General features: G+C 60.8%; 17 protein-coding genes and 1 pseudogene. 12 read left to right on the forward strand and 6 right to left on the reverse strand.

What is annotated here, in order from left to right:
• Positions 1–4: 4 nt before the first annotated feature.
• The gene (locus RVAN_RS08185) at positions 5–394 is read right to left on the reverse strand and encodes a hypothetical protein (RefSeq protein ID WP_041787368.1); all 390 of its coding nucleotides are present in this window, start codon (positions 392–394) and stop codon (positions 5–7) included.
• Between the two features lie 273 nt (positions 395–667).
• Between RVAN_RS08185 and ykgO the strand changes: the two genes are divergently transcribed.
• From ykgO to hemW, 3 genes are all read left to right on the forward strand, one after another.
• The gene (gene ykgO, locus RVAN_RS08190; protein WP_013419275.1) at positions 668–793 is read left to right on the forward strand and encodes a type B 50S ribosomal protein L36; all 126 of its coding nucleotides are present in this window, start codon (positions 668–670) and stop codon (positions 791–793) included.
• Positions 794–881: 88 nt separating this feature from the next.
• Positions 882–1,505 (forward strand): RdgB/HAM1 family non-canonical purine NTP pyrophosphatase, encoded by a 624-nt coding sequence (rdgB, locus tag RVAN_RS08195; RefSeq protein ID WP_013419276.1) that lies wholly within the window; start codon positions 882–884, stop codon positions 1,503–1,505.
• A complete protein-coding gene (hemW, locus tag RVAN_RS08200; protein ID WP_081449421.1) occupies positions 1,441–2,700 on the forward strand; it encodes a radical SAM family heme chaperone HemW in 1,260 nt (419 codons plus the stop codon). The genes rdgB and hemW overlap by 65 nt, the downstream gene beginning before the upstream one ends.
• On the opposite strand, the gene RVAN_RS08205 is transcribed toward hemW, so the two are convergent.
• Positions 2,697–3,914: a penicillin-binding protein activator gene (locus RVAN_RS08205; RefSeq protein WP_013419278.1), complete on the reverse strand. Its 1,218-nt coding sequence runs from the start codon at positions 3,912–3,914 to the stop codon at positions 2,697–2,699. The two genes, hemW and RVAN_RS08205, sit on opposite strands and share 4 nt — an antisense overlap.
• A 129-nt stretch (positions 3,915–4,043) precedes the next feature.
• On the opposite strand from RVAN_RS08205, the gene rsmI reads away from it, so the two are divergent.
• The 5 genes and pseudogenes from rsmI (at position 4,044) to RVAN_RS08230 (ending at position 7,905) form a co-directional block, all read left to right on the forward strand.
• Positions 4,044–5,006 (forward strand): 16S rRNA (cytidine(1402)-2'-O)-methyltransferase, encoded by a 963-nt coding sequence (gene rsmI / locus RVAN_RS08210; protein ID WP_013419279.1) that lies wholly within the window; start codon positions 4,044–4,046, stop codon positions 5,004–5,006.
• Entirely contained in the window at positions 5,003–5,377 is a 375-nt protein-coding gene (locus RVAN_RS08215) for a YraN family protein (RefSeq protein ID WP_013419280.1), read from the forward strand. Before rsmI ends, RVAN_RS08215 begins: the two co-directional genes overlap by 4 nt.
• 51 nt (positions 5,378–5,428) lie before the next feature.
• Positions 5,429–6,385, forward strand: a complete 957-nt coding sequence (gene gshB, locus RVAN_RS08220; RefSeq protein WP_013419281.1) for a glutathione synthase — start codon at positions 5,429–5,431, stop codon at positions 6,383–6,385.
• A gap of 73 nt (positions 6,386–6,458) precedes the next feature.
• Positions 6,459–7,403 (forward strand): annotated as a pseudogene (locus RVAN_RS08225) (YifB family Mg chelatase-like AAA ATPase); the annotation flags it as partial.
• Positions 7,404–7,446: 43 nt separating this feature from the next.
• Complete coding sequence (locus RVAN_RS08230) at positions 7,447–7,905, forward strand: hypothetical protein (RefSeq protein ID WP_013419282.1); 459 nt, start codon at positions 7,447–7,449, stop codon at positions 7,903–7,905.
• 557 nt (positions 7,906–8,462) lie between these two features.
• Here the strand turns inward: RVAN_RS08230 and RVAN_RS08240 are convergent.
• Positions 8,463–9,173 (reverse strand): DUF5343 domain-containing protein, encoded by a 711-nt coding sequence (locus tag RVAN_RS08240; RefSeq protein WP_013419284.1) that lies wholly within the window; start codon positions 9,171–9,173, stop codon positions 8,463–8,465.
• A gap of 358 nt (positions 9,174–9,531) precedes the next feature.
• On the reverse strand, positions 9,532–10,491 hold the full coding sequence (locus RVAN_RS08250; protein ID WP_041787372.1) for an IS1595 family transposase: 960 nt from the start codon (positions 10,489–10,491) through the stop codon (positions 9,532–9,534).
• Between the two features lie 84 nt (positions 10,492–10,575).
• On the opposite strand from RVAN_RS08250, the gene RVAN_RS08255 reads away from it, so the two are divergent.
• Genes RVAN_RS08255 through RVAN_RS19610 form a run of 4 tightly spaced genes read left to right on the forward strand, consistent with a single transcriptional unit; the run spans position 10,576 to position 13,018 of the window.
• Positions 10,576–10,863, forward strand: a complete 288-nt coding sequence (locus tag RVAN_RS08255) for a DUF6471 domain-containing protein (RefSeq protein WP_013419286.1) — start codon at positions 10,576–10,578, stop codon at positions 10,861–10,863.
• Positions 10,864–10,873: 10 nt separating this feature from the next.
• Positions 10,874–11,896: a hypothetical protein gene (locus RVAN_RS08260; RefSeq protein WP_013419287.1), complete on the forward strand. Its 1,023-nt coding sequence runs from the start codon at positions 10,874–10,876 to the stop codon at positions 11,894–11,896.
• On the forward strand, positions 11,896–12,345 hold the full coding sequence (locus tag RVAN_RS08265) for a type II toxin-antitoxin system death-on-curing family toxin (protein ID WP_013419288.1): 450 nt from the start codon (positions 11,896–11,898) through the stop codon (positions 12,343–12,345). The genes RVAN_RS08260 and RVAN_RS08265 overlap by 1 nt, the downstream gene beginning before the upstream one ends.
• Positions 12,346–12,385: 40 nt before the next feature.
• Positions 12,386–13,018, forward strand: coding sequence for an ATP-binding protein (locus tag RVAN_RS19610; RefSeq protein ID WP_280642136.1), 633 nt, complete (start codon positions 12,386–12,388; stop codon positions 13,016–13,018).
• A 184-nt stretch (positions 13,019–13,202) separates the two neighbouring features.
• On the opposite strand, the gene RVAN_RS08275 is transcribed toward RVAN_RS19610, so the two are convergent.
• Together RVAN_RS08275 and gltB are read right to left on the reverse strand one after the other, a co-directional pair.
• Positions 13,203–14,624 (reverse strand): glutamate synthase subunit beta, encoded by a 1,422-nt coding sequence (locus RVAN_RS08275; RefSeq protein ID WP_013419289.1) that lies wholly within the window; start codon positions 14,622–14,624, stop codon positions 13,203–13,205.
• Positions 14,625–14,770: 146 nt separating this feature from the next.
• Positions 14,771–19,477 carry a glutamate synthase large subunit gene (gltB, locus tag RVAN_RS08280; protein WP_013419290.1) on the reverse strand — a complete coding sequence of 1,569 codons (4,707 nt, stop codon included), beginning with the start codon at positions 19,475–19,477 and terminating at the stop codon, positions 14,771–14,773.
• Positions 19,478–19,944: the final 467 nt, after the last annotated feature.

Here is a 19,944-nt window from a genome sequence, read left to right on the forward strand (position 1 = left end):
AGCCTTACCGCGTACAGGCTGCGGGTCTGACGGAGATCACACGGACGGCCCAACCGCTATCGGGGGCGGCGTCGACATGCGAACCGTTGAACGCGAGGAAGGGATTTCTCACCACGTACCGCGAGATGCCGACGTCAGGGCCGAGACCAGCGCCGACAAGCGCGGCACCGTCGCTGCCAGACAACGCTCTGAGGCCGTCGTTCTGCAACGCCGAAATCGGGCTTGAGCATGGCCGCAACGCCGAGCCCGCCTCCGCGCCAATCGCGACGCGTTTCATAAGTCCTGTATCGCTGGTGCGCGATGCGGGACTCGGTTGCGCGGGCACCGCGAGGGCGACCGGCGAGGTTGCCGTACAGGCAATCAGGCTCATGGCGAGCGCGCGAAAATGGATCATACGCATAGAATTCACGCAAAACTTTCACTGAACGCTTAAACGACCACCCGACGCGGGTTCTTTTTTGACGATTTCGCGGCCTTTTGCCGGTTACGCGGGCGCTTCTCCTATTGTCCAACGCCGGAGAGGGGTTGGAAAGCGCAAAAAAGCATGCTAGTCAAAAGCGCTCGACAACGTGCGCATTTTGTCTTCGCGCGTTCGCAACCTCAACCTTATTGGCTTGCGCTTGCCACCGGCCTGATGGCGACTGAGTGGAGCGCTTGGAATTTGACCATGAAGATCAAGAATTCAATCAAGACGCTTCGCACGCGCCATCGCGAAAACCAGGTCGTTCGTCGGCGTGGCCGCCTCTACATCATCAACAAGAAGGTTCGCCGCTACAAGGCTCGCCAGGGTTGATCGGCCTCCGCCCGGTGGCTTTCCGCGCGCCCTTCGGATGCTGCGCGAAAGCTTTCTCTTGCCTCGAAGCAACGAGGAGGGCGGATTGTTGACCAGTCTCACGCTGACAAACGGCGATTGCCTCGTCATCGCGACGCACAACAAGGGCAAGGTTCGCGAGTTTGAAGACCTGTGCGCGCCGATGGGCGTAAGCGTGGTGTCTTCGGCTGTTCTTGGCCTGCCGGAGCCGGAAGAGACGGGCACGACCTTCGCGGAAAACGCGAGGCTGAAGGCTGTGGCGACCGCCGTCGCGACGGGCAAGATCTCGCTCGGCGACGATTCGGGGCTGGCAGTCGATGCGCTTGACGGAGCGCCGGGCATCTATTCGGCGCGTTGGGCGGGCGAACCTCGCGATTTCGGCGCGGCCATGCGGCGCGTCGAGGCCGAGCTTGTCGCTCGCGGCGCAACCGCGCCCGACGCACGCCGCGCGCAATTCGTTTGCGTGCTCTGTCTTGCCAATCCGGCGGGCGAGGTCCAATTCTTCGAGGGAACCGTCGCGGGCCATCTCGTGTGGCCGCCGCGCGGAACGAACGGTTTCGGCTTCGATCCGATGTTCGTCGCCGACGGCCGCGATATCACCTTCGGCGAAATGGACCCGGCCGCGAAGCATGCGATCTCCCACCGCGCCAACGCCTTTGCCGCTTTCAAGGACGCCCTCGCCTCCCCGCGCTGAGGCGCGCGCACCTGTCGAGCCGCTGGCCGTCTACGTGCATTGGCCCTTCTGCGAAAAGAAGTGCCCCTATTGCGATTTCAATTCCCACGCCGCACGCAGCATCGACGAAGCCCGCTGGCTCGCCGCGATCCTGCGCGAGCTTGAGACTTACGCGTGCGAGACAGCGCGCCAGCCTGTCGCGAGCGTATTTTTCGGCGGCGGCACGCCATCGCTGATGCAGGCACGCTCGGCGGGCGCGGTGCTCGATCGCATCGCGGCTTTGTGGCCGATCTCCGAGACGTGCGAAATCACGCTCGAAGCGAACCCGTCGAGCGTCGAAGCGGGGCGTTTCGCGGGCTATCGCGCAGCGGGCGTGAACCGCATTTCCCTCGGCATTCAGTCGCTCCACGATGACGCGCTCAAGGCGCTCGGCCGCATCCATGACGCCGCCGAGGCGCGAGCCGCGCTCGACATCGCCGCGCGTACCTTCGACCGAATGAGCTTCGATCTGATCTACGCGCGTCCCGGCCAGACGCTCGATGCGTGGCACGCCGAACTCACCGAGGCGCTTTCCCTCGCGCGCGGGCATCTCTCGCTGTACCAGCTCACCATAGAACCGGAGACGGCATTCTTCGCGCTTCAGCGACGGGGGAGGCTCCGGCTTCCCGAGGCGGAGCTTGCCGCTGAGTTCTACACGCTGACGCAGAAGCTTTGCCAGGCGACGGGGCTTCCGGCCTACGAGGTGTCAAACCACGCAGCACCGGGCGAAGAGAGCCGGCACAACCTCGCTTATTGGCGCTATGGCGATTATGTCGGCGTGGGGCCGGGCGCGCATGGCCGCTATCGCGGGGCGGCGGGGCGCAAGATCGCCACTGCGGCGCTGAAGTCGCCGCTCGCGTGGGCCGAGAAGGTGGAAGCGCTGGGCCATGGCCGCGAGGAGCGCGTCGAGCTTGGCGCGCATGATGAGGCCGAAGAGGCCGTGCTGATGGGGCTCCGTATCAGCGAAGGTCTCGATGTGCGTCGTCTAGAGGCAAGGACAGGGTTTCGCCCCGCCGCATCGGTGGTTACGATGCTGGAAAGCGAGCGACTGATCGAAGGCGCCGACGGCCGGATCAGCACCACGGGGGCGGGCCGCCTCGTGCTGAACGCCGTGGTGGAGGCTGTTGCGTCGAGCCTCGAACCGGCAGACCAAGCCTCCCATTTGCCGACGATTTAGTACTGCGCCGCGACGGCCGTACCAAAGCTTGCGGGTGCGGGATCAATGGTCTGGTTGCCGGTGGCGCGCACTTCCATGATCGCGAAGCCGCGCTCGGCCGTGCCATCTGGACGGAGCCGGAACAGGCCGTCCACGCCATTAAATCCGCTGCCGCGCATCAGCTCGGAGGACGCGAACCGCCGCTCCGGCGGATTGCTGGACAGCGAGATCGCAAGGCTGACCGCGTCATAGGAAAGGCTCGCGAGCCGGGGCGGTGTACCGCCGTAAGTCTCGGAATAGCGGCGCGTGAAGTCCTCCCAGCCCTTCGAATCGGTCGCGGGGAACCAGCCGCCCTGCAAGGCGGCTTCCTTGCCGACGCCGACATAGTCCCAGCCGGAAAGGCCGATCATCTTCACCGCCTGCGTATCCATCTCGTAATAAGGGAACAGCGGCGCGAGCGAGGGCAACGTGTCGCCGCCAGCGGGCACGAAGATCGCATCGACCTGCGGAGCGGAGTCCTTCTTCGCAAGCGGCGCAAGCTCTTTCACGGAGGCGAGCATGCCGTTCGCTTCGGGCGGGAAGGTTTTCGTGAGCACGACCTGCCCGCCATTCGCCTGCACGGCGCGGTTGAACGCCTGCTCGACGATACGACCGTAATCGTTTTGCGGAAACAGCGCGGCGAAGCGCTTCTTGCCGTGCGCCGCAGCGTAGGAAACCATGCGCGGGACGTCGCTGCCCGCCACGAAACTCAGGAGATAGACGCCGTTTCCGGCGACCGTGCGGTCGCTTGAGAAGGCGAGCACCGGAACGCGGGCGGCTTGAGCCACTGGCGCAACTGCGGTCACTTCATTAGCGAACAGCGGGCCAATGATAAGTTCGACGCCTTCCTTGACGGCTTCGTCGGCGGCCCGACGCGCGCCGTCCGGCGTTCCCCGCGTGTCCTTGGGAATGAGCTGGACGTTCGGCTTGTCGAAATCGAACAGCGCAAGTTCGCCCGCCTGCTTCATGGCCTTCGCGACCTGCTGCGCGTTAACATTGCCCGTCAGCGGCAGAAGGAGCGCGACTTTCACCGTTCCGCCGGCAGGTGCGCCGCGTGGCGGCGTCGCGGACGAAATGTTGCCGCTACCCGTGCCACCTCCGACCGAGCAGGCCGCGAGGCCAAGGCATACGAACAGAAATGCGAAGCCGAGAAAGATGCGGGATCGCGCGAAGGCGTGTTCACTCGTGAGTTTCATCGGGATCGAATATCAGCTTTCCGTTGACCTGCGCCGGTTATGAAGGCAAGACCACCTTGTTACGAGTCGCGTCTGACGCGAAGCGCTTCGAGCACGTTTACCGTGTTTGGCAACTGTGGCTGATTGGTGATGACGAAGCGACGGGCGCCGAAAATTCCACAACCGGACGCCAACGACACGACCTCAGCGATAGAGGCGGAGCGCGCTGCAGCGCTTCTGGCGGCCGTGTCGAGGCAGTTCGACAAGCTGGGCGCGAGCCCCCTCGACCCTGGCCTTTATCTCGTTTCGACCCCCATCGGCAATCTCTCCGATATCTCGATCCGCGCACTTTCCGTGCTGGCGTCCGCCGACCGCGTTTACTGCGAGGACACGCGCCACAGCCGGAAGCTGTTTTCCGCGTTCGACATGGGGCGCAAGCTCGAAGCCTATCACGACTTTTCGGGCGAGGCAGACCGCGAGCGCATTCTCGACGCGCTACGCGAGGGCAAGGCGGTCGCGCTTATCTCGGACGCAGGCACGCCTCTCATCGCGGACCCCGGCTACAAGCTTGTGCGCGATGCGGTCGCCGAGGGCATTCGTGTCTATCCGGTGCCTGGCGCTTCGGCGATCCTGTCGGCGCTTGTAGCGAGCGGCCTGCCGACCGACCGCTTCTTTTTCGGCGGCTTTCTGCCACCAAAGGAGGGTGCGCGCCTGGAAGCACTCGAAACCATGCGCGCTGTGCCGGGAACGCTCGTCTTCTATGAAACGCCGTCGCGTATCGGAGCCGCGCTCGCCGCCATCGAGACCGTGTATCCGGACAGGATGGTGGCGGTCGCTCGCGAACTCACGAAGCTGCATGAGACGATAGCGAAAGGGACCGCGCGCGAACTGGCGGCGGCCTTCGAGATCGAGCCGCCGCAAGGTGAGATCGTGCTCCTCATCGCACCCGGCGAAGCCGCCGCCGCAACGGAAGCCGACGTCGAAATCGCACTCCGCGCCGCGCTGAAAACGGCGACGCTCAAGGAGGCTGTTGAAGACGTATCGAAAGGACTTGGGGTAGCAAGAAAATTGGCTTACAACTTGGCATTGAAGATCAAGGGTGAAGCGTCATGATCGCAGCCAGTCGGGCCAGAAATGCTCCCAATTCTTACAAGATCGGCGTCGCGGCGGAAACGCGCGCGAAACTGCTCCTTGAGGCGAAGAGCTATCGCATTCTCGCCGAGCGTTACAAGACGAAGGGTGGTGAGATCGACCTCGTGGCCCAGCGTGGCGATCATCTCGCCTTCGTTGAAGTGAAGTGCCGCCGCACTCAGGAGGAAGCGGCCTATGCGGTGCTGCCGCGGCAGCAGGCCCGGATCGCAACCGCCGCAGAGGTTTTTCTCGGTGAGCATGCCGGGCTTTCCCACGAGTCGGCCAGTTTCGATGTCATTCTCGTGAGCCCGACGCAGGGCCTCTCCCATATCGAGCAAGCCTTCCTTGCCTAAATCGCGGCTGCCCTTTAAGTCTCCTCCGAACCCTCTCCAAGCGAGGACCGGATGCGTCTGAAAACCGGGGTCCAGATGGACCCGATCGAGAAAATCAACATTTGGGGCGATTCAACCTTCGCGCTCCTTCTCGAAGCACAGAAACGCCAGCACAGCATTTTCTATTACACGCCGGACAAGTTGATTCTGCGCGGAGGTCGCGCCTTCGCCGAGGGGCACGAATTGCGCGTGCACGATATCGAGGGAGCGCATTTCGAGCTCGGCGCGCGGCAGAAGCTGGCTCTCGACGAACTCGACGTGATCCATCTGCGGCAAGACCCGCCGTTCGACATGGCCTACATCACGACGACGCACATTCTCGACAGCGTCCATCCGAAAACGCTTGTGGTGAACGATCCGACCAGCGTCCGCAACGCGCCGGAAAAGCTGTTCGTCACGCAGTTCCCCGACCTCATGCCGCCGACGCTCATCGCCCGCACCCTCGGCGACGTCACCGCGTTTCGTGAGGAGTTCGGCGACATCATTGTCAAGCCGCTCTATGGCAATGGCGGCGCGGCCGTGTTCCGGATCAAGCCGGACGACACAAACACCGGCTCGCTCGTCGAGCTGTTTCAAACTGTGTTCCGCGAGCCGTTCGTCGTGCAGCGCTATTTGCCGGACGTACGCGCGGGCGACAAGCGCATCATCCTCGTTGACGGCGAACCGGTGGGCGCGATCAACCGCGTGCCGGCTGCGAACGAAACACGCTCCAACATGCATGTGGGCGGGCGCCCCGAAGCGACGGAGCTTACGCCGCGCGAGCGCGAGATCTGCGCCGCCATCGGGCCCGAGCTCAAGAAGCGGGGCCTCATTTTCGTCGGCATTGACGTCATCGGCGACTATCTGACCGAGATCAACGTCACCTCACCGACGGGCATCCGCGAGGTGAAACGCTTCGGCGGTGCGGACATCGCAGCGCTCGTCTGGGATGTTGTGGAAGAGAAAGTTCGTTCCGCTAAAGTTCCTTGAATGTTCTTGATTTTGTAAATTCTGGCGATAATATCCATTCCACTTATTGAAGGTAGGCGAGTGGGTGGCGTAAATGTTCGCGCAGATATCAACCGTAACGTTCGAGGGCATCGACGCGAAACAGGTCGATGTTCAGGTGCTGATCGCACCCGGGCTCCCGTCTTTTTCCATCGTGGGCCTGCCGGACAAATCCGTGGGAGAAAGCCGCGAACGCGTACGCGCAGCCCTTACCGCAATCGGCCTCGGGCTTCCCGCGAAGCGCATCACCGTCAATCTCGCACCCGCCGACCTGCCGAAGGAAGGCACGCATTACGATCTGCCCATTGCGCTCGGCGTGATGGCTGCGGCCGGGGCGATCCCCGGTGACTTGCTGAAGGATTTCATCGTTATCGGTGAGCTCGGCCTCGACGGCTCGCTCGGTCCGATCACAGGCGCGTTGCCTGCGGCTTTTGGCGCGAGCGGCCTTGACAAAGGGTTGATCTGCCCAGCCGGTTCAGGGCCGGAGGCAGCATGGGCTTCGGCGGAAATGCCCATTGTTGCGCCTTCGCATCTCACGCAACTTGTCAATCACCTCAAGGGCACGTCCACGCTCGCACGGCCAAAGCCCCATCTCGAACGCAGCGCCGGATCTTCCTCCGACCTGAGGGACGTGCGCGGGCAGGAAAGCGCCAAACGCGCGCTGGAGGTCGCGGCCGCTGGCGGACATCATATGTTGATGATTGGCCCGCCGGGTGCAGGCAAATCAATGATGGCCCAGCGATTGCCCGGTATCTTGCCACCACTCGAGCCTCATGAGTTGCTCGAGGTTGCGATGGTACAAAGCATCGCGGGGACTATTGTGAATGGAACGCTGACCGCGACCAGGCCATTTCGCGCGCCGCATCACTCGGCGAGCATGGCCGCTCTGGTGGGCGGCGGTGCGAAGCCAAAGCCGGGCGAGGTGGCGCTCGCCCATCACGGCGTGCTCTTTCTTGATGAATTGCCCGAATTTCCCGGTATTATGGAGCAAACTCACCAAATTTAGTTATTGATATCACCTTATAAGGTGATATCATGTGGGGATGACAGAATACGAACGCCCCAACACCGTCTCTGGCCTTGTCGCCAAGCATAAGGAGCTTTGCGACCTACGCGAGCGTTATCGCAACGAGATCAAAAAACTAACTGTGGACATAGACCACTTAGACGCCTGCATCCGTCTATTCGACCCGAAGGCGGATACCCAAGCGATAAAGGAATACGTCACGAAGCACCGCGCCCAGAAAGGCAGCGTGAAGCGCTTCGTTCTCAGCACCTTGCGTGAGGCGTCAAGCCCGATGACATCAAGGGATCTTACAGAGCTTTGGGTTAGGGATCGCGGCTTGAATGCCGATGAGGCCACCTTGACAGCGATAAGGAAGCGCATCGGGGCCTGCATAAAGACTGCTGTAAATCAGGATCTCATTGAGTGCACGGGCCAAACGACAGACCACGGCGCGAACGGCCCTTACAAGCTCTGGAGACTGAAAAGGGGCGGATAACCGCCCCTCCTTGCCGCCTAAGCAGATGGGAAATCTGCCGGAAGTTGGCTCGCTGGCGGGATGTTGGGGAAGAGCCTCCCCTTCACAACGTCCGCGACCCGGCCCTGATTGATGACGTAATACGACGCGATTCGCGCGTAATTGATCTTCATCTGTCGGGCCAATTTGATAACCGGAACCATGTCCGGTGTTACTTTCCGGTCCTGCATAATATTCCTTTCTTCATGCAGGGACCGCTCAGTGGGTTGACGTGCGAATCAATATGATTCATATGTCAAGAGCTGATTCGTCGACCGCTGAGCGGTCTTCGGTTCCTACCAGGGGTAATTCCCTGATAGGTTTGGGCTTGGCTTACATCCTCGCCCAATTATCATTGCGGGGGGCCATGCCATTGGGAAGCGATCTCAATGACATGGCCTCACCGCTACGTTCTTATAATGCGGACTTTCCGCACTTTCGATCACCCTGCCTTTCGGTTACGCCCGCTTCAAGGGGCTGGGTTAGCGGGCGCGACCCGCCATTAAACGGCCTCGGACGCCACATCCGAGGCCGAAATCTTATGCGCGGTCTTTGCGCGCCATTTCCTGAAACTGCTTAAAGCCCTCAAACCAAGCCTTCTTTAGATCTTCGGTCCATGACGGGTCGAAGGCTGGGAATTTTTCCAGCAACAGCTTTTCATATGAATCGTCATGCGACGTCTGTTGATGGGGCGTCGGTGAGGCGGTTACAGTTTCCTTTTTATTTTCAGGGCTTGGCTTGCTGGTTTGCGATGTTCCGTTTGACGCCCTTTGACTTTTTTGCGGCGGGCTCGATGGACGCCGGGGTTGGCTCCCACGTTTTTCCGCAACCATACCAGCAGCAGCCAGCAGGCCAAGGAAAAGGGTTATCATTCGAGCCTGCTGGCCTACTGGTTGGTAGCTTCTGAATGCATCCCTAATCTTGGTTTCGTCGTCGTCTGCGGGGTCAACGAACTTCAATACGTCAGCGTATGCGCTTTGTAACCACTGAGATAGGCGTTGCTTGTACTCGGCTTCAGGAGCGAGGCGGAGGCCCTCAAAGGTCTTGGTTGGAGCACCCTGTTCATCGATGAGGTCGAGAACTTGCAATGCATATAATGTCCTAGAAACAAGACTCTGGGAGATCCCAGCGCGCAATAGTACGTCGGCTGTTACCGGGGACGGTAGGCCGCGATTGCGGTATCGCTCAATCAATTCGACGATTGATGAGTGGGGAGCGTAAGGGGCTGGTTTCTCGGATGTAACTGGCACGTTTCGACCTCTGCATTGCCTTGTACAGATAACCCAGCGCTGTACTTGGCGTCAACGCCTTGTTACGTACCAATCAAAAGAATCTTATAACAATTTGATTATATTGCGGATTTTTTTTTATAATTCGCTTGTTGTGGGTGTGAATGGACAAGAGAAGCTCTCATGGAGAACAAGCCTATGCAAATCGCTCCTGAAATTAGCAAGAGGCGTAGCGGTGGATGGATCGCGGTATCAGGGCGAGACGCGCCCCTGAAAATCGGGGTTACAGCCAACAGTGAAGAGGACGCGCGCGCCGCGTTCAATCAAGCTGTGATTGAATGGGAGACAATCTTAAAATCTGGAACTATTAGGGAATAGCCTAGGCGCACCGACGCTGCCAGTAGCCGCGCCATTGCTCTGACTTTGGCGCGGCGGCGGCAGCGCTGACAAGCATCGCAAATTGATTCCCGTTCGACTGACGGCGGGCGTCTTCCCGCCACGCCATTTCCGTAGCGTAAGCATGCAGGTAAACGCCCGCGACATGGTGGTGAATGCCGATTTCGGCGCGACGGATGCGAGAGAAGAAGGATTCGGCTTGGTTGGTGCAGGCTCCATCGGCGGCGCTGTATTCGACCTGATGGTTGATACGCTTTATCGGGAAGTTGGCCGCGAGTTGGTCCCAATGCGACGCTTCATCAGCGTGAACGGTTGAGCCGGTCGCGATGGACTTGCGAGCAAAGGCCACGCCCGCAGCTTCCGTCTTGGCAACGGTCGTGATCGTGCGACCTTGACGCTCGCGAGCGACGACGACGACTTGGCGCTTGCCGGTCTGGTTTTCAGCAAGGCGGCGGTCCTTGCGATCTTCCTTGCGGTTTTCCGGGCGAACGTGGCCGCCGAAATAGGCTCCATCAAGTTCAACATCGCCTTGCAAAGCGCCTTCATCGCGAGCCGCCTTTATGGATTCACGCAGCTTGTGGAGGAGAACGAAGCAGGTCTTGTAGTCGCAACCAAGATCGCGGGAAAGCTGAAGCGCGGAATAGCCCTTCGCGCCATTGGTGAAGATCGCAATGGCTCCGAGAATGTCGCGGATGCGAAGCTTGCGGCTGTGAAAGATCGTGCCGGAGGTGAGGCTGAATTGCTTGGAGCACGCCTTGCACTTCCAGACAGGGCGGCTCTTGAGGTCGTAGTGGCTTGTTCCGCCGCACTCCGGGCAAACCGGATTGCCATCCGCCCACCGGACCGCGCGGAAGGCTTCTTCTGCTTGCGCGTCCGACATGCGAAGAACCTTCGCAAGGGAGAGTGTGCGAGCCGCCGGGGAAAGAAGGAAGTGCTGAGCCATATCAATCACCATATTTGGTGATTTGAATATGCACCTAGACCGCTTGCGCGTCAAGTGTTAAAATCACCAAAAGAGGTGATTTGCATGCCAGAAGCGATGATTGCACAGCGAAGCCTTCCGCCAAAGCCGGAGGCCCGCAAAGATAACCCGATAAACGCGCAATTCGAGGACAAGGCGAAGGCCCTGTTACGTTACGCCATGGTACAGAAGGGGGTCGGTGTTGAGGAGTTGGCCGCGCGCCTGAATGAAATGGGCGTGCAGATAAGCGCGGGAGGCCTTGCCAACAAAATAAGCCGGGGCGGCTTTAGCTCCGCCTTCCTGCTCCAATGCATGGAAGCGATGGGAATAAACTTAGCCCCCCTTCCTCGATAACGAGAACACCATGGCTCGCGATCTAACGACATCAGCAGTCCACCGGCAAAATATCCTGAACAATAAGCATGCTGTTTCAGAGATAGAGCCACGTGCAGGAATTTCAGGAATCCAATTTGAAGGTAAGACGGTAGTCACAAAGGAGCAAATAGCCGAATTCTTTGATGTGAGCACAAGAACAATTGATGCATACATTGAACGCTATGGCGACGAGCTGGTAGGCAATGGCTATGAGGTTATCAGGGGTAAGCGCCTGAAAATGTTCAAAAACGCCCTTGAGACAAACGAGGGTAGCGAAGCCCTCTTCGTTACCCTAAAGACTGCATCTGTTCTTGGTCTATTCGATTTTCGAGCGTTTTTGAATTTGGCTATGCTCCTCACAGAGAGCGAGCGTGCGCGCGTGCTACGACAGGCTATCTTGGATGTGGCGATTGATAGCGTCACGTCACGATCAGGCGGCGGTACGAAATATATCAACCAGCGAGATGAAGGGTATCTTCTGGCGGCGTACGCTGGGGATAGCTATCGGAAACAGCTTACCGATGCGCTCAAGGCGTACGTCGTCGATAGGCAATTCAAATACGCATATTACACCGATAAGGTATACGAGTGCATTTTTTTGGAGAAAGCGCGGGAATACCGGAAGGTACTCCGATTGCAAAAGGAAGATTGCACTCGTGATACGTTCTACTCAGAAGTGCTGGACTTGATCGCCTCGTTCGAGTTCGGCTTTGCGGACGCGCTGCATAGGGAATTCGAACACAAAGGAAGTCCGCTTTTGATCAACGAGGCTGACGTGGTTTTGAAGCAATTCGACGCACAAGCCCTCTGGCATCCTCTGAAAGAACGTGCACGTCAGCGCATGGCTAGCCGAGATTTGGCTTTCCGAGATGCCCTACATGTGCAGCTCGAAAACTATATCGTTCCGGTGACGCCCGCAGAGTTCGAAAGGTTTTTAGGTGAGAAGAGCAAGGATCTAGAAAAGCGTCTGGAAGATGCCAAGGACGCGCTAAAACGCCTTAAGGATCGCTAGTGCCACCAAGTCTAATATATTTGCGTTTTGATGACGTAATCGAGGCCCACGCGAGCATGCTGCGGGTGAGCGGTGGGCTTCCTGGTATTAGAGATGCAGGGCAGCTAGAAAGCATACTTTTTCACGTCCAGAACGACGATTACTACCCAACTATCTCCCACAAAGCATCACACGTTTATTATGCTATTTGCAAAGGGCACTGCTTCAATGATGGAAACAAAAGAACAGCACTAGTGGCGACGGCGCAATTCTTTTCATTGAATGGGTATGATTACATAGCCGACGAATTTATTGTAAAAATGGAAAACGTCGTAGTGGCAGTTGCCGACAATCGAATCAACAAGGAACTACTACATAAGATCATAGTCTCCATGATCGCCATGGAAGATGACAGCGAGGAATTGAAGCTCGCTATCTATGAAGCTATGGCTGGTGTGATGGAAACTTAACCCGATAACGTATCACCATAAATGGTGAGTTTGCTCCATAATACCGGAATTTCCGCCACACGTTCTCGATGCGCTCCGGCAGCCTATCGAAAGCGGCGAAACCATCATTGCCCGCGTCAACCACCGCATCCGGTATCCATCGCGCTTCCAACTCGTGGCGGCGATGAACCCGTGCCGCTGCGGCCACGCCTGGACACCGGGGATAACCTGCAAGCACGGAAAGCGCTGCGAGGAAAACTATCGAGGACGCATTTCCGGTCCACTCTGGGACAGGATCGATATCCAGACCCCCGTGGCGCCGGTCAAGGCGACCGACCTCGCCCTTCCGCCAGCGCAAGAGGGCAGTGCAGAGGTTGCAGCGCGTGTGGCTGCGGCCCGCTCAATCCAGATGAAACGCTATTCCATTATCGGTAATGAATCGATCACGACAAACGCCAATTGTCCGGCCGCGCTGCTCGACGATTTTTGCGCCCTCAGTCGCGAAGCCCTCGCCATGCTGGAGAAGGCGGCGGATATCGCGAGGCTTTCGGCGCGGGGCTACCACCGCACCCTGAGGCTTGCGCGCACCGTGGCCGATCTCGACGCAAGCTCCGGAGTTCACGCGATCCACGTCGCCGAGGCGCTAAGCCTCCGGGGCGAGGTGGCGGCAGCTCGGCGAGCGGAAGCCGCATGACGCGAAGACCGACCGGAGCGATGGCATTGACCCACACAAGCCCGGGCTCCTATGTCGGAGGGCTGATGTATATAGCTTGACGTTTTCCTTCGCGAACCGGGTGTGTGAAAGCCCTTCCCCGAGTCGCTTGGACGCGGGTTGCGAACGGCGGAGAACGGCGCCAGTCTTGGCTCCGGGTGAACTTTCATCGCGGCAGAAGCGTCGTCCCCATCAGCGCAATGTCGATCGCATGCGCGGCCTGACGACCCTCGCGAATCGCCCAGACAACGAGCGATTGCCCGCGCCGCATGTCGCCCGCCGCGAAGACCTTCGGGCGCGACGTCGCATAGTCGCTGTCGGTTGCCTTGACGTTGCCGCGCCCGTCGAGTTCGACGCCGAGGTCGGCAAGCAACCCCTCCTTGACCGGTGAAACGAAGCCCATCGCAAGCAAAACAAGATCTGCGTCGAGCACGAATTCGCTGCCGGGAACGACCTTCATCCTGTCGTCGACGCGCACGCAGTGAAGCCGCGTGACGTCGCCCTTGGCGTTGCCTTCGAAGCGGCTCGTCATCACGCTGAACTCTCGGAGGGCACCTTCCTCTTGGCTCGACGACGTGCGAAGCTTCAACGGCCACTGCGGCCAAGTCAAATCCTTGTTTTCCTTCACGGGGGGCTTCGGCATGATTTCGATCTGCGTCACCGACGCCGCGCCCTGACGAATGGAGGTGCCGATGCAGTCCGAGCCGGTGTCGCCGCCGCCGATCACCACGACGCGCTTGCCCGTGGCAAGGATCGGCTCCACATCGCCGAGTGGCTCGCCCGAAACGCGCCTGTTCTGCTGCGCGAGGAAGCTCATCGCAAATTCGACGCCCCTCAACTCACGACCCGGGACCGGAAGGTCGCGCGGGCGCTCCGAACCGCCGGCCAGAAGCACGGCATCAAAATCGCGCTCGAGTTCTGCGACTGGCACCGTCACGCCAACATGGACTCCGCAATGGAAGGTCACGCCCTCCGCCTGCATCTGCGCGACGCGCCGTTCGATGACCTGCTTCTCAAGCTTGAAATCCGGGATGCCGTAGCGCAAGAGACCGCCCGGCATCGCGTTCTTCTCGTAAACGTGCACATCGTGGCCCGCACGCGCAAGCTGCTGCGCGGCGGCGAGCCCCGACGGACCGGAGCCGACCACGGCCACGCGCTTGCCGGTCTTCACCTCGGCCGGTTCCGGCACGATGAAGCCCTCGTCAAAAGCGCGGTCCGCGATGGCGCACTCGATGCTCTTGATGGTAACGGGCACGTCGTCGATGTTGAGCGTGCAGGAGGCCTCGCAAGGCGCCGGGCAGATGCGTCCCGTAACGTCGGGGAAGTTGTTCGTCGAATGGAGGTTTCTCGCCGCTGCTTCCCATTCGTCGTGATAGACGAGGTCGTTCCAGTCCGGGATCTGGTTGTTGATCGGGCAGCCGCGATGGCAATACGGCACGCCACAATCCATGCAGCGCGCGGCCTGACGGCTCACTTCCTCGCTCGTCGGCGGCAGCACGAACTCGCGGAAATGCCGCGTGCGCTCCGCGACGGGTGCGTAATCGCGCTCCTCGCGCTCAATCTCAAGAAAACCGGTGATCTTTCCCATTGTCTTACCCGCGCTGCATGCTGTCGGCCCGCATGCGCCAGCCGTCGTTTCCTGTTGTTCGGCGTTGCCGCCAAGCGTCGCAAACCTCCGCTTCCGTCGGTGGTCCAACGACAAAGGGGCAGCGCCGTGGCTACCCGCTCGCGTCGCTAGCCAGCGGCGGTCACACCGATGGAGATTTCCGCCTGCTCCGGCGGGGTCGGCGCAACCTTCAGCCGCTTCTGGTTTTCGAGCGCCTTGCGATATTCGGTCGGCATGATTTTCACGAATTTCGGCAGATACAAGGACCAGTTTTCGAGAATGGTCTTCGCGCGTTCCGATCCGGTGTAGCGGCGATGATTTTCGATCAGGCGCACAAGGCGCAGTTCGTCGTCGCGCGTCATGTCGTGCATGAGGTGCACGTAGTTGAAGCGCTCCAGCGTGTCGCCGCTTGCCTGATTGAAGGGCGAGACATCGCCCGGATCGACGGGCTCAAGCTCGACCATCGCCATGTTGCAGCGCTTCGGGAACGAGCCGTCCTCGTCGAGCACATAGGCGATGCCGCCCGACATGCCCGCCGCGAAGTTGCGCCCCGTCTTGCCGAGAACCACAACGCAGCCGCCCGTCATATATTCGCAACCGTGATCGCCGGTCCCTTCGACGACGGCAACCGCGCCCGAGTTTCGCACCCCGAAGCGCTCACCCGCGACGCCGCGGAAGTAGCACGAGCCGGAAATCGCGCCATAAAGCACGGTGTTGCCGACGATGATGCTTTCCTCCGGCACAACCGACGTGTTCGACGGCGGGCGCACGATCAGCTTTCCGCCCGAGAGGCCCTTGCCAACGTAGTCGTTGCCATCGCCTTCGAGATCGAGCGTGACGCCCTTCGCGACCCAGGCGCCGAAGCTCTGCCCGGCCGTGCCCTTGAGCGAGATCCAGATCGTGTCTTCCGGCAGGCCCGCATAGCCGTAAGCCTTGGCGACGCGGCCGGACAGCATCGCGCCTGTCGAACGGTCGGCGCTGTGGATCGGCACTTCGAGCTTGACGGCTGTGCCCTCTTCGAGCGCAGGCTTCGCGAGTTCGATCAGCTTCCGGTCGAGCACATGCGCAATCGGGTGGTTCTGCCGCTCGCTGTGGTAGCTCGCGACGCCCGCCGGCATGTCCGGCTTGTGGAACATCTTCGTAAAGTCGAGGCCCTGCGCCTTCCAGTGCTGGATCGCCTTCTCCTTGTCGAGCCAGTCGGTGCGGCCGACAAGCTCGTTGAAGGAGCGGACGCCAAGCGCCGCCATATATTCGCGGACCTCTTCCGCCACGAAGAAGAAGTAGTTGATGACATGCTCCGGCGTGCCCTTGAAGCGCGCGCGCAGCACAGGGTCTTGCGTGGCGACGCCGACGGGGCATGTGTTGAGGTGGCATTTGCGCATCATCACGCAGCCCGCCGCGATCAGCGGTGCCGTCGCGAAGCCGAACTCGTCCGCGCCGAGAAGCGCACCGACGAGCACGTCGCGGCCCGTGCGGATGCCGCCGTCGACCTGTAACGCGATGCGGCCGCGCAGGCGATTGAGAACCAGCGTCTGTTGCGTTTCGGCGAGGCCGATTTCCCACGGACTGCCGCAATGCTTGATCGAAGTCAGCGGCGAAGCGCCCGTGCCGCCCTCGAAGCCCGCGATGGTGATGTGGTCCGCGCGCGCTTTCGCGACGCCCGCCGCAACCGTGCCCACGCCCACCTCGGAGCCGAGCTTCACGCTGACGTCGGCTTCGGGGTTCACGTTCTTCAGGTCGAAGATGAGCTGCGCCAGATCTTCGATAGAATAGATGTCATGGTGCGGCGGCGGCGAGATGAGGCCGACGCCCGCCGTCGAGTGGCGCACCTTCGCGATGGTATCGTCCACCTTGTGGCCCGGAAGCTGACCGCCTTCGCCCGGCTTCGCGCCCTGCACCACCTTGATCTGCATCATGTCGGAGTTGACGAGATATTCCGTCGTAACACCGAAACGGCCCGACGCCACCTGCTTGATGGCGGAGCGCATGCTGTCGCCGCTCGGAAGCGGCTTGAAACGGTCGGCTTCCTCGCCGCCTTCGCCCGTGTTTGACTTGCCGCCGATGCGGTTCATGGCGATGGCGAGCGTCGTATGCGCCTCGCGGCTGATCGAGCCGAAGGACATCGCGCCGGTGGCAAAGCGCTTCACGATCTCGACGGCCGGTTCCACTTCTTCGACCGGCACCGGCGCGCGCCCGAGTTCGCCCGCGTCCTTGATGCGGAACAGGCCGCGAATGGTCATCAGGCGCTCGGCCTGCTCGTTGATGCTCTTCGCGAACGAGCGATACTTATCCGGCAGATTGCCGCGCACCGCATGCTGGAGATCGCCCACGGTGTCGGGCGTCCAGACGTGATCCTCGCCGCGCACGCGATAGGCGTATTCGCCGCCGACATCGAGCGCGCTCTTGAGCACGGGCGCGTCGGAGAAGGCAAGGCGATGACGCTCGGCGGTTTCGCGCGCGATCTCTTCCAGCCCGACGCCCTCGATGGCGGTCTGCGTGCCGGTGAAATACTTGTTCACGAAGTCCGAGCGAAGCCCCACAGCGTCGAAGATCTGCGCACCGCAATAGGACTGATAGGTGGAGATGCCCATCTTGGACATCACCTTCATCAGGCCCTTGCCGATGGCCTTCACATAGCGCTTCTCGGCTTCCTTCTTCGGGATCGGCTTTGAAAATTCGCCGAGCTTCGCCTCGATCGTCTCGAAAGCGAGATACGGGTTGATGGCTTCCGCGCCGAAGCCCGCGAGCACCGCGAACTGATGGATCTCGTGCGCCTCGGCCGTTTCGACCACGAGGCCGACGGACGTGCGCAGGCCCTTGCGGATGAGGTGATGATGCACAGCGCTCGTCGCGAGAAGGCTCGGGATCGGGATGCTGTCAGGCCCCGCCTCGCGGTCGGACACGATGATGATGTTCCAACCCTGAAGGACGGAGGTTTCCGCGCGCTTGCAAAGGAGGTCGAGCGCGCGTTCCATGCCGGGCGCGCCGAGGTCCGCGCCGTAAGTTGCGTCGAGCGTGATGGTGCGGAACGGCGTGTCGGGGTGATCCGCGATGTGGCGGATACGCTCCAGATCCTCGTTCGTCAGGATCGGCTGCGAGACTTCGAGCCGCTTCAGCTTCCACGTGCCGTGCAGGTCGAGGATATTCGGGCGCGGGCCGATGAACGACACAAGGCTCATGACCAGTTCCTCGCGGATCGGGTCGATGGGCGGGTTCGTGACCTGCGCAAAGTTCTGCTTGAAATAGGTGTGGAGCAGCTTCGGCCGCGACGAGAGCGCGGAAATGGGCGTGTCGGTGCCCATCGAGCCGATGGCTTCCTGCCCGGTCTCGATCATCGGCGCAAGAAGGAATTTCCAGCTTTCCTGCGTGTAGCCGAACGCCTGCTGACGGTCGAGCAGCGCCACGTTCGTCTTCGACTGCGACGGCGCGGCAGCCGGCAGATTTTCGACGCGCACCTGACCGTGCTTCAGCCACTCCTGATAAGGGCGCATGCTGGCGAGTTCGGTCTTGATCTCGTCGTCGGAGATGATGCGGCCTTCTTCGAGGTCGATCAGCAGCATCTTGCCGGGCTGAAGCCGCCACTTGTGGACGATCTTCTCTTCCGGCACCTGCAGCGTGCCCGCTTCGGACGCGAGGATGACACGGTCGTCGGTGGTCACGATGTAGCGCGCCGGGCGAAGGCCATTACGGTCGAGCGTTGCGCCGACCTGCTTGCCGTCCGTGAATGCGATGGCCGCCGGGCCGTCCCACGGCTCCATGAGTGAGGCATGATATTCGTAAAAGGCGTGCCGCTTTTCGTCCATGAGCGCGTTGCCGCCCCAGGCTTCGGGGATCAGCAGCATCATGGCGTGCGCGAGGCTATAGCCGCCCTGCAACAGAAATTCGAGCGCGTTGTCGAAGCACGCGGTGTCGGACTGGCCCTCATAGGAAATCGGCCAAAGCTTCTGAATCTCGCCGCCAAACAGCGGGGACGAAACGCTCGCCTGCCGGGCCGCCATCCAGTTCACGTTGCCGCGCAGCGTGTTGATCTCGCCATTGTGGCAGACCATGCGATACGGGTGCGCGAGCTTCCACGACGGGAAGGTGTTCGTGGAGAAGCGCTGATGTACGAGCGCCAGCGCCGAAGCGAACAGCGGATGATGCAGGTCGTTGTAATATTCGCCGAGTTGGTACGACAGGAACATGCCCTTGTAGACGATGGTCCGGCAGGAGCACGAAACGGGATAGAAGTTGATGTCGACGCCGACTTCCGCGCGAACGCGGTTCGAGATGATGCGCCGCGCCACGTAAAGCGCGCGCTCGAAGGCGCTCTCGTCGGAGATGCAATGCGGGCGGCCGATGAACACCTGCCGCTGGAACGGCTCGGTCGCGGTCACGATCTCGGGCAGCGACTCATTATTGACCGGCACGTCGCGCCAGCCGATGAACGGCAGCCCCTGCTCGGCGAGCACCGTTTCCACGACGGTTTCGCACTTCGCGCGAACCTCGGCGTTCTGCGGCATGAAGAGCTGGCCGACGCCATAATATCCGGGCTGCGGCAGCTTGAAGCCGATCCGTTCGCCTTCCGCGACGAAGAAATCGTGCGGGAGCTGCACGAGAATGCCAGCGCCGTCGCCCGCGAGAGGGTCAGCGCCGACCGCACCGCGATGTTCGAGGTTGAGCAGGATCTTGAGCGCGTCCTGCACGATTGCGTGGCTCTTTACGCCCTTGATATTGGCGATGAGGCCAAGACCGCAGGCGTCATGCTCACGCGAGGGATGATAAAGCCCCTGAGGCTCGGGAAAGCCGTGGGCGGAATGGGAGCTGTCACAGGAAGGCATCGCGGTATCGGTCATGGCTCTAGGTATTCGCAAGGGATTTTTAATGAGGAGTCGGTTCTATGTCGTTCATCGAGCGCGCTATCGAACCGTGCCGCGCGCGCGGCTATCAGCGGCGATGTTTTCGCGTTGCGGTCTTGGCCGCTTCGCTTCCGTAATTCCCGCTGTCAATGCCGCCCGTCGTCATTTTCTCGTCCCCTGCCCAGTTATCATTCAGGCACGCAAAAGCTCGATCCCGAAACGCATTTGTTTCGCTAAACAAATGGTTCACGGGCCGAGCGTTGCCCAGGCTATCGCGCCAACAGTGGAAGCGTGCCAGAATTTTGGAACCGTGACAAGTCTGCAATGGCCCGCGAGCGTAGCGAAACACCCGCCGCGCCTGCGGGCGAACTCGTCACAGAAGATCCAGTGCGCCGGGCCTGTAACGGCGTCGCTACTCCCTATATAATAGCGCGCATCCTTAAGAAAACACCGCTTCGCAGGGT

Origin of the sequence: Rhodomicrobium vannielii ATCC 17100 (genome assembly GCF_000166055.1) — a bacterium.
Lineage (GTDB): Bacteria > Pseudomonadota > Alphaproteobacteria > Rhizobiales > Rhodomicrobiaceae > Rhodomicrobium > Rhodomicrobium vannielii.